Raw genomic sequence first — 9,984 nt, 5'->3', positions numbered from 1 at the left:
ACACGGCGGAAGGTCTCGGTCATATCCCGGATCACGGTGCCGGCGGAGGCTCCCGTCGGTTCCGGCCCGATGATCCGGTCAACCACTCCGGTGAGGCTGGAGAGGACCGGATCGGCGAAGGCCGATGCGATGAAGGCCGTTCCGTCGTGTAACAGGTCGCGTCGCCGCATGTCCCGTCCCGATAGTCCGGCAAGGGTGCTGAGGGTCTCGGTGGGTGCGTTCGAGCTCGACAGCCCGAGGTCGTCGCGTTCATAGGACTCCCCGCGCCAGCCCAGATCCACCGGCCGGACCGGGTATCCCAGGGCCGCGGACATCTCGGCCGCCGCGAGTTCGGCGACCATCGGGTCACGCGGCCGCATCCCGCGACGCCAGTGACCGACGGTGGTCCTGGCCAGGCCCAGTTCGATCCGGCGTTGATGGCGGGCGCGGGCGTTCACCTGCCGGGCGAACCGGGTGTCGGATACCCCGGCCTCCCGCAGCAGGCGCGCGAACTGGGTCACGGGAGAGGGATCTTCAGACGACGTATTCGACATGTGTCCCCCGTCGAGGTAAAGATGACTTAGGATTCGGAATGAAATAACTTGTTCATTTCGGGGTCCTCGCGAGCCCGTGACCTGCGAAGACGCATATTGGCTTGCATTAATTACTTCATTACGAATTCTTAAATCCACAATGTCGGTGCCTTGCGCATCTCTTGGGCAGAAAGTAGCCGAGCAGTCACCTTGTAAGGAAGAGGGTGTGCATAACCCGGCCGGAATGCACGACGAGTCGGGACCGATGCCTCTAGCGGATCCCCGGATGACCGGTAAAAGAAGGTGCGGAATATCTCAATCGGTTACGGAAAGCGGCGGATCCATTTTCTGCACATACATCTGCATGGCGCGTCTGCACGCCCCGGGGGACGCGGAGGGCCGGAGAGGGGCCCGGACGGATCGTCATCGGGGGCGTCTTGTCCCGCTCTGGGGGGAAGCGGCCGTGACGATGCATCCGGCCGGGGGTATGATTCCGCCCGGCCGGACGGACTAGGCTCCGTGACGAGGCGTAGTCGCCACCCGGTTTCGGCCCGGCTGTCCAGGTCAGGGGCGTACTGCGGTCCGCGTCACGTCGTCAGATCACTGAGCGTGTGAGCGCCCCAGATGCGACGATGTCGAGAGCACTGACATCGGATGTTGGCTACGGAGGCCCCAAGGCGTGAACATCGTCGTTACCGTCAAGCAGGTTCCTGACACCTGGGCGGAGAAGAAGCTCGACGCCGCGGACAAGACCGTCGACCGTAAGAGTGTCGACAACGTCATGAACGAGATGGACGAGTACGGGGTCGAAGAGGCCCTGAAGATCAAAGAAGCGCACGGGGGCGAGGTCACCGTCGTCACGATGGGACCGGCCAAGGCGGCCGAGACGATCCGCAAGGCCCTGTCGATGGGTGCGGACAAGGCCGTGCATCTGACGGACGACTCGCTGCACGGGTCGGACGCGCTGGCGACGTCCGCCGCGCTGGCGAAGGTGATCTCCATGCTGTCACCCGACATCGTCATCACCTCCAGCGAGGCTTCCGATGCCCGTGGCGGCGTCATCGGTGCCCTGCTGGCGGAGCGGCTGGCCCTTCCCCAGCTCACCCAGGCCCGCAAGGTCACGGTGGACCCGGCCGCGGGCAAGGTCACGATCGAGCGTCTCGCCGACAACGGCTACGCCCTGGTCGAGGCGAGCCTGCCGGCCGTGGTCGCCGTGGTCGAGAAGATCAACCAGCCGCGTTACCCCTCGTTCAAGGGCATCATGGCGGCCAAGAAGAAGCCGCTGACGACGTTGTCCGCCGCGGACGCGGGTCTGGACGCCGGTGCCGTCGGGCTGGCCGGCGCCACGTCGACGGTCGTTGCCTCGGAGCCCGCGCCGCCGCGGTCGAGTGGCACGATCGTCAAGGACGAGGGCGACGGCGGCACGAAGGTCGCGGAGTTCCTCGCGGCGCAGAAGCTTATCTGAGGGGTTTTGTCCGATGGCTGAAGTTCTCGTGCTCGTCGAGCACGCCGATGGTGAACCCAAGAAGGTCACCGCGGAACTGCTGACGCTCGCCCGTTCGCTCGGCGAGCCCGCCGCGGTGTTCCTCGGAGCGCCGGGCACCTATGCGAAGGCCAAGGAGTACCTCGCGCAGTATGGCGCCGCCAGGGTCTATGTCGTCGAGTCGGAGGACGTCGTCGGCTACGTGGGCGCGCCGGCGGCGGAGGTGCTGGCCAAGCTGGTCGCGGACGCGTCGCCGGCCGCCGTACTGGTCGCCGCCACCGCGGATTCGCGGGAGATCGCGGCCCGCGTCGCCGCGAAGACCGACTCGGGCCTGATCTGGGACGCCGTCGCGCTGGCCCCCGACCTGGTCGCCACCCAGGGTATCTTCGGCGGCTCGACGATCGTCACGTCGAAGGTCGTCAAGGGTGTTCCGGTGGTCGTCGTCCGGCCGAACTCGACGGCGTCCGAGGCCGCCCCAGTGACGCTGTCCGAGCAGACGGTGGACATCGCGATCTCCGACGCCGCGAAGGGGGCTAAGATCGTCGACCGTGTCGTCGAGGCGAAGTCCGGCCGCCCGGACCTCACCGAGGCCCAGGTCGTCGTCTCCGGTGGTCGCGGTCTGGGCGCCGCCGAGCACTTCACCCTGGTGGAGAAGCTGGCCGACACCCTCGGCGCCGCGGTCGGCGCGTCGCGTGCCGCCACCGACGCCGGGTGGTACCCGCACCAGAACCAGGTCGGGCAGACCGGCAAGACGGTGTCCCCGCAGCTCTACATCGCGGTCGGCATCTCCGGCGCGATCCAGCACCGGGCCGGGATGCAGACGTCCAAGACGATCGTCGCGATCAACAAGGACCCGGAAGCGCCGATCTTCGAGTTCGCGGACTACGGGCTGGTCGGCGACCTGTTCAACGTCGTCCCGCAGCTCATCGAGGCGATCGAGAAGCGCAAGGCCGGCTGATCGATCGATCCCGCGGACCGGCCACGGCCGGGCGTCCACTCGTCTCGGCGAGGGTGGCGCCCGGCCGTCGTTCAGGATCCATGCCTGTGCGTCACCCCCGCGGGTCCTCGCGCACCCGGAGCACCACCAGCGTGAGGTCGTCGTGGTCGATCTCGCCCGCGTCCTTGAGCTGGTGGGCGAGCCCCTCCAGGTTCGGCTTGCGCAGGTCGGGAAGTCGCCGCCAGACCTCCGGATCGGTCCAGGGCAGGGTGTAGAGCCACTTGCTGATCGCGTCGCTGCCGAGCAGGAAGACCTCCCCCGCCTCGGCGAAGCCTCGCCGCACCCGCACCGGCCAGCCCTCCCCGGTCGGCGCGAGCCGACGGGCCCGCCCGAGGTCGCTGGGCACCAGGTCGGGGGTGCTCGTGAAGGCGGCCGATGCGGAGTACGGGAAGAACTCGGGTTGCGCGCCCGCCAGGATGGCCGTCGGCGAGGGCACCCGGACCAGGCAGGAATCGCCGACCGCGATCGCCTCCCACTCCAGCCGGCCGTCGTGTTCGTTCTCCTCGCTCCTGAACTGCAGTCCAAGAAACGTGGCGAACGCCGCTTCCGTCGCACCGACGCCCTGGAACCGCCAGTCGTCGGGATCCACCGTCGGCGGCCTCAGGTTCCAGATCCTGATCGTCTCGCGGAACCATTCGTAGATGCCCTCGGCCGAGGCCCCGATCGGCGGCGGCGTGTTGACGTATCGCGTGACCAGCAGGTTTGCCCACCGCCGTACGTCGACCCCCTCCGACGCGCCATCCGCGACGGCTGCCCGCCGGCGCGCCGTGCTTACCATCGTCGCGTCTTCGGAGACATAGCCGCTGTTCTTCGGCAGCCACACCTGCACCCGGCCCGTGACCCGCACTCCCGCACCTCTCCTTCCTCGGGACCCACCGCCGCCGTCGGCCCACCGCTCCACTCAGGCGTCGATCTGAGCCACCTGGGTGCCGACGGTGAGGGCGAGGACGATCGTGTCGGGTGTCGCGTTGGACACGAATCCCCGGGCGCCGGGCCGGGTCTGCACGCCCAGGCGCTCCGCCGCGGTGCGCATCAGCGGCGGCAGCTCGCTCGACATCCGGAACAGCCCGCGAGCCCACTCGTCAGACAGCTCGGACTCGGCCGCGGGGAAGGTGGTGGTGGTCTGCACGACCGCGGAGATGCTGATGTTGAACAGCAGCAGGTTGCCGTCCGCGGTGCGCAGTGACCGTAGCCGGTCGGCCCACATCTGCACCTTCTCGGGCTCGCCGTCGGTGGCGGCTCCATTGGTGATGTTGATGATGATCGGCGGGAAGGAGTCCTGGTGGTTCTGGGCCCAGCCGGAGGCGAGGCTCCCGGCCATATCGAGGGCGGCGCACATCGGGGTGAGGCCCGCCCCGAACGGTTCGAACCACACCGGCATCGAGGAGCCGTGACGCTCCTCCCGGCGCAACACGGAGGCGAAGAGGTCCGGTACCGAGACCAGCCACTGGCCGGCGAGCGCTCCGGTGAACAGTGAGCGGGCCTCCGCGCCGCTGTAGCCGAGCACGGCGATGTCGTAGTAGGGACGCGGACCCTCGCCGCGCTCCTTGCTGCACCGACGGATGATCATCGCGAGGGTGTCGTTGACGATGTCGGCGAGGGCCTGCGCCTTGGAGATGCCGGGACGCCCGGCGATCGGGTAGTTCATCGAGTCGGACTGGTCCAGCAGAAAGATGAAGCAGCCCGGGGCACGCCGGTCGATCTGCTTGGTGTAGGGCATGGGCGTCGCGCTTCCTCAGGAATCGGATCAGTACCGGGGGAGGTGGTCGTCGGCGGAGAGAGCGCCCGGGGGATCGCCCGCCGGGTTCGTCGGGAGGATGTCCGGCCAGGGCTCGCCGGCGGCCACCCGCCATGAGTTCGGACATGCGCGGCAGGCGTAGGACGCGTCGACCTGGACGCTCCCGCACGAGCACTGCGGGTCCTCCAGCAGCGTCCGCCGATCGATCACCTCGACTCCGATCGGGTGGACGGCGGCGCCCGCGCGCTCATGGGCCGGTCCCAGGGAGGCCGGGACCGGCGGTGCCGGCCGCGGGTACCGAGTCGGCTGAAAGTCGGCCGGCTGGAAGTCCCCGGGCAACGCCGGTTCCGGGTAGGTGCCGCGACCGGTCACGGCGTGGATGAAGCCGGCCAGCGGAACCACGGCGAGGCCGACCGCGAAGATCAGAAGCCAGCGCAGCGCGGTGCCGATCCGGCCGGGGCCGTAGGTGCCATCGTGCACTGTGGCCGGCACCAGGATCTTGCGGTCGTCACCGATCGCCTCGACCGTGTCCGGAAGTGCCTCGGCCACCTTGCGGACGTCCGGGCGGGCGCCCGGACCGACGGCGACGAGCAGCCGGGCGCCGACCTCGGCGAGCCGGGGGACGTCGGCGGCCGGCACCCCGAGCGACGGGACGCCGGCCGTGGACGACGCCGCGGGCGGGATTATAGGGGGTAAAGGCCGGGCCGTCCTCCCCCGTGCCGCGGGTGAATCGGGGCGGGAGCGGGACGTGGAGCAGCTCACCGTCCTTGAGCGAGTGATCGGCCACGGCGTCCGGATTGACCCCGAGTGCCGCGGCGATCTGTTCCCGGGTCTCCCCGGCCCGCACCTTGTACTGGATGAACAGCTCGGGCTCGTCCGGCCGCGGCGCCGACGACGCCACGGGTATCACCTGGTCGACGTCGTCGCCGCCGGCCGCCCGCAGGGCCTGGTCGGCGGAGGTCGTCACCAGGATCCTGATCGGCGACGGAGCCGTTCCGCCTCCGCCCGAGATCAGGCCGACGACGGCGATCGTGACCGCGGCCACGAGGATGCAGACCCCGATGATCCGCTGGTGGCGGCTCGGCCACGCGGTGTCGTCCGGCCCGCCTGACGGCGCCATGCCGCCTCCCTTCGGTTGTCTCGAGTGTCTCGAGCCTTCGGTCGTCCTGTATCAACCAACGGTGAGGATGATCAGGATGAGTGCGAGGATAGCTAGGGCCGCGAGGACGAGAGCCGCCGTGCGCGACCCGGAGCCGCGGTTCGGCGTGGATCCGGGGGGCGATGCCTGCTGTGCCCCGTCGCCGGCCGCGGAGGTCGCGCCGGGCTGGCTGGAATCCGAGGCACCACCGGCGCCCGCGGCCGTGCCGCCCTGACCCGCCGAGGGACCGGTGTTCGGCGATATCCTGGTCGTCGCGTCCCAGAGATTCCGTCCCGCCGCTGGGGCGCCTGGGGTGGCCGACGGAGAGGGTGGGGTCGGCGGGGTCGCCCAGCCCTGGCTGGGATCGATCGGCTTCGTCGGGACGGACGCCTGGCTCGGTTCCCACCAGGAACTCCCCGCGCCGAGGGACGGCGCGACCGCCTCGCTGACAGGAGCGTCCGGCAGGGCGCTGTCGGCGTCGCGTAGCAGCGTCGGCAAATCGACGTCAACCGCCGGCGGCCCGAGGCAGAAGCGCCGCAGCAGCGGGACGAGCCGACGGACCTCGCCGTCCCGGCTTGCGGCGAGTCGTGACCAGATCGGCGTGTGGTCGGGCTGGGCGAGGTCGGACGCGCTCAGGATGAGGTTCTCGTCGCGGTGGAACTCTTCCCACAGGGCCGGGTCGGCGGCGACTGCCAGCACCGAGAGGTAGATGACGAGACCCGGGAAGGTGTCGACGCGGCGGTCCCAGTAGCCCGTCGACTGCCGGCGGGGGTGCTGGTAGTGGCGATGTCCATGCTCGTCCGGCGGCAGGTGCGCGACCGTCGGGACCCAGACCGAGTCCAGATCCACGAGGCGTACTGAACCTTGTTCGGTGACGAACACGTTGCCGTGCTGCAGATCGCCATGGGCGATCTCGGCCTTGCTCATCTCACCGAGTAGAAGCTTCCATTCGGCGGCGAGGTCATGCAGCGCTTCCGGAGAGGCGAGGTGCTGGCGGACGTAGGTCCGCAGGGTGGTGCCCTGGACCTGGTCCATGACGACCACCGGCCACCATTTCTCGCCGACCCGCACTCCCTGCGCGACCCACTCGGCTTTCGGAAAGGCCGACAGCACTCGATGACGACGTAGATGATTCGTTACCGCCGCGTAGCGTTCGGCTCCGCCGGTCAGCGGCCGGGTCGGACAGCGCAGCGCGAAGGCACTGCCCGTCGCCGCTCCGAAGAAAACGACCGCCGACTCGCCGGTGACCTGCACCGGGGCACCGAAAGCGTCCCGTTCGAACCGGGCGGTCCGCAGCCGTGGATCCGTGAATACCTCCGCGCCAGTAGAGACCGCCGCCTCGAACTGGCCACCATTCGGCCAAACTCCCGCGCCGAGCACGCCGCTTCCCCCTGGGACGGACCGTCGGAAGTAACCGCCACCGTCGTTCAACCGGTGATCGTCCTTGCCTGTCGGACATTAGCCGACCGTGGATCGGCTTGTCCATGTGCTCGGCGGCCAAGAAGCCCGTGGACCTCAGGTGATCGCCGTGATCCCGCCTCAGGATGGTTTCTTCGCGGAAGGCGACCGCGATCGGGGATCGGCTTGTCGCCGGCCGCCCCAACCATTCAATCCCACAATTTCACAGGGGGTCGGGTTCGCAGGGGGTCGGGTTTGCGACGGATCGGGACCGGGCCGTGGCGGCCTGCCGGGTTTCGTACCGACGGGTTCCGCGTTTCTCGGGGGCCGAGGTCGGTGCGGGCGGGAGGGGTGCGGGCGGGCGGAACTCGGGGTGGCCGGAGCCGTGCACGTCCTACTCGCGGCGCCGGGTATCCGAGCCTGGCGGCGGTGCGGGCCGATCGCGGGTTACGCTCCACCTCTTCCGTCGCTCCAGGTCGGGGAGCGACCAGGTTGGTACCGGTGGTGGGTGCCGGCCTCCGGGCCGGTTTCCGATGATCGGAAGGTCGGAAGGTCGGAGGGGTTGCCGAGGGCGGACGGGTCACAGCCGGGTTTCAGTTACGGCCGGGTTTCATGAGGTACCGACGGTCGATCGGCGAGCAGAGAGGCGCCAGGACGATGTCCCAGTCGCAGGAGGCGTTCCAGCCATGGGAGGCGGACGGGCCGCGGGACGTCCGCGCGTCGGGCAAGGAGCCCGCGGGTGCGGAGCCGGCGCGTGCGGATGGCCGGAAGACCTTCGCGCTCGCCCTCGACATCGGGGGAATCAAGATCGCCGCCGGTGTCGTCGCGGGGGACGGCACGATCGTCGCTCAGGCCCGTCGCTCCATGCCGGTCCCGCGGCCGGCTTCACCGGTTTCAGCTGCTTCGCCTGATCCGGACGGCGCTGGGCCGGCGTCGGCCCGGGCTGCGGGGATCGATGCCGAGGAGGTCTTCGCCGTCGTCCAGGACTGCCTCGACGAGGCACTCGCCGCGGCGCGGATGCGTCCGGACGAGATGGCGGGACTCGGCTGCGGGTGCAGCGGTCCGATGGACTGGCCGGTCGGCGAGGTCTCCCCGTTGAACATTCCGGCCTGGCGGGGATTCCCGCTGCGGGCGCGGCTGCGGGACGCATACCCGGGCGGCCCGGTCTTGGTCCACAACGACGCCGTCGCCCTCGCCGCCGGCGAGCACTGGATGGGCGAGGGCCGTGGCGTGCGCAACATGCTCGCCGTCACCGTCTCCACCGGCGTCGGAGGTGGCCTGGTTCTCGGGGGCCGGTTGCTGCACGGCACATCCGGCAATGCTGGCCATATCGGTCACGAGGCCGACGGACCCCCCTGCCCGTGTGGGGGACGTGGATGTCTGGAGGCGCTCGCGTCGGGTCCACGGACGGTGGCCTGGGCGATCGGCGAGGGCTGGGTGCCTTCGGGGGGCTGGGTGCCTTCGGGGGAACAGCCGGCCAACGGTCGCGTGCTTGCAGCCTCGGCACGGGCTGGTGATGGCGTCGCCCGGCGGGCCCTCGCCCGCGCGGGTGTCGCGGTGGGAGCCGGACTGGCCTCTTGCTCGAGCCTGCTCGATCTGGAGGCCGCCGTGGTGGCTGGCGGGTTCGCGCAGTCCGGCCCGATCTTCTGGGACGCGCTGTCGGCCAGTTTCGATCGTCACACGGGGTTGGCGTTCACCCGGCGGATGCAGATCAGACGGAGCTCCGATCCCAGCCGGATCGCGCTTCGGGGGGCCGGCGCCTTCATCCTCGCGCCGGAGCGGTACGCCTGGGAAGGCTAGTACCGGCCGGTACGACGTTTCCTACGACGTTTCCTGCGAGGTCTCCTACGACGTCGCCTGGTGCGCCGGTCTCGCCTGGTGTCCCGCTCGCCCCGGGCGGGCGGACCTGCGTCGGGGATTCGCTCGAGGCTCGGGGCGCCCGTCTTGCTCGGTGCCGCCGTTGCTCGGTGCCGCTGAGCGGTACCACCAGGAGCTCACGCTCATCCGCTTCCTCCTCAAACATGCCGCGCCGGCGCGTCTGCCCGGCCTCGCGGCCGGGCAGACGCGGGAGGCAGGTGAGGAGGCAGGCGGAGGGACCGCGAGGATCGGCGGTCCGGGTGGTTTGGGGATCGCTGACCGGGGTACCCCGGCACCGGGACCGGTGCCTCCGTCGGCGGGTGGACGGCACCGGTGAACGAGGGACGAGGTAGGCCTCGGCAGCGGTTCGGCGAGGGAGGGAATCGGCCCGGGGGCCCGGATGTTACCAGGGCTGGGGATCGCGCACTGTCGACCGACGGTGCCAGAAAGTTATGCTCTCGTGTCCGCTCGCCGTGCCCGGACTCGTGTATAGTTCCTCTTAGTCGCCCACCGAACTCCTCCGGGAGCCGGGCGTCGCGCAGGACCAGATCTCCTCCGAGGGGGCGCAGACCCCCCGAGGAAACGGGCCGCGGACGGTGCGATAAGGTACGAGAGCGGCAAACGCCGGCAAGTGGGTGGGTTAACTACCGGGCCGGAGTGATTTGACACAATCAAGCCAAAGCTCATAGTCTAGAAAAGAGGTTCCGGGCAATCGCTTTGAACGCGAGCGTCTGGAGCGCGCAGAAAGGTAAGGTCTTTTCGAACGTGAACATCTCGCACAATAAAGAAGCGATTTGACACTGCCGGACAAGCCGAGTAAATTAAAAAAGTGCCAGAATGAAGCCCCGAGGGTGGAGATCT

The 9,984-nt window shown here is 69.5% G+C and carries 7 protein-coding genes and 1 pseudogene; 3 read left to right on the top strand and 5 right to left on the bottom strand.

Annotated features, from left to right (window positions below):
• A pseudogene (locus AC08OT_RS15450) lies at positions 1-533 on the bottom strand (transcriptional regulator); the annotation flags it as partial.
• Positions 534-1,191: 658 nt separating this feature from the next.
• On the opposite strand from AC08OT_RS15450, the gene AC08OT_RS15445 reads away from it, so the two are divergent.
• Both AC08OT_RS15445 and AC08OT_RS15440 read left to right on the top strand, forming a co-directional pair.
• A complete protein-coding gene (locus AC08OT_RS15445) occupies positions 1,192-1,977 on the top strand; it encodes an electron transfer flavoprotein subunit beta/FixA family protein (protein ID WP_476594134.1) in 786 nt (261 codons plus the stop codon).
• Between the two features lie 13 nt (positions 1,978-1,990).
• Complete coding sequence (locus tag AC08OT_RS15440; protein ID WP_476594135.1) at positions 1,991-2,953, top strand: electron transfer flavoprotein subunit alpha/FixB family protein; 963 nt, start codon at positions 1,991-1,993, stop codon at positions 2,951-2,953.
• Positions 2,954-3,044: 91 nt separating this feature from the next.
• Here AC08OT_RS15440 and AC08OT_RS15435 read toward each other — a convergent pair whose 3' ends face one another.
• The 4 genes from AC08OT_RS15435 to AC08OT_RS15420 form a co-directional block, all read right to left on the bottom strand.
• Complete coding sequence (locus tag AC08OT_RS15435; protein WP_476594136.1) at positions 3,045-3,839, bottom strand: hypothetical protein; 795 nt, start codon at positions 3,837-3,839, stop codon at positions 3,045-3,047.
• Positions 3,840-3,893: 54 nt separating this feature from the next.
• Entirely contained in the window at positions 3,894-4,712 is an 819-nt protein-coding gene (locus AC08OT_RS15430) for a vWA domain-containing protein (RefSeq protein WP_476594137.1), read from the bottom strand.
• A 27-nt stretch (positions 4,713-4,739) separates the two neighbouring features.
• A complete protein-coding gene (locus tag AC08OT_RS15425; RefSeq protein ID WP_476594138.1) occupies positions 4,740-5,369 on the bottom strand; it encodes a hypothetical protein in 630 nt (209 codons plus the stop codon).
• A 532-nt stretch (positions 5,370-5,901) separates the two neighbouring features.
• Positions 5,902-7,299 carry a hypothetical protein gene (locus AC08OT_RS15420; RefSeq protein WP_476594139.1) on the bottom strand — a complete coding sequence of 466 codons (1,398 nt, stop codon included), beginning with the start codon at positions 7,297-7,299 and terminating at the stop codon, positions 5,902-5,904.
• Between the two features lie 624 nt (positions 7,300-7,923).
• On the opposite strand from AC08OT_RS15420, the gene AC08OT_RS15415 reads away from it, so the two are divergent.
• Positions 7,924-9,066 (top strand): ROK family protein, encoded by a 1,143-nt coding sequence (locus AC08OT_RS15415; RefSeq protein ID WP_476602960.1) that lies wholly within the window; start codon positions 7,924-7,926, stop codon positions 9,064-9,066.
• The last annotated feature ends 918 nt before the right edge of the window (positions 9,067-9,984 follow it).

Source organism: Frankia sp. CgJB1 (assembly GCF_977947065.1).
Note: the sequence above shows the minus strand (reverse complement) of the source record. Positions and strands in the feature narration are given on the sequence as shown.

What these genes read in the sequence shown, in the direction of transcription:
- AC08OT_RS15415 (WP_476602960.1), top strand. Translation starts at nt 7,924, where the DNA reads ATGTCCCAGTCGCAGGAGGCGTTCCAGCCATGGGAGGCGGACGGGCCG.
- AC08OT_RS15430 (WP_476594137.1), bottom strand. Translation starts at nt 4,712, where the DNA reads ATGCCCTACACCAAGCAGATCGACCGGCGTGCCCCGGGCTGCTTCATC.
- AC08OT_RS15440 (WP_476594135.1), top strand. Translation starts at nt 1,991, where the DNA reads ATGGCTGAAGTTCTCGTGCTCGTCGAGCACGCCGATGGTGAACCCAAG.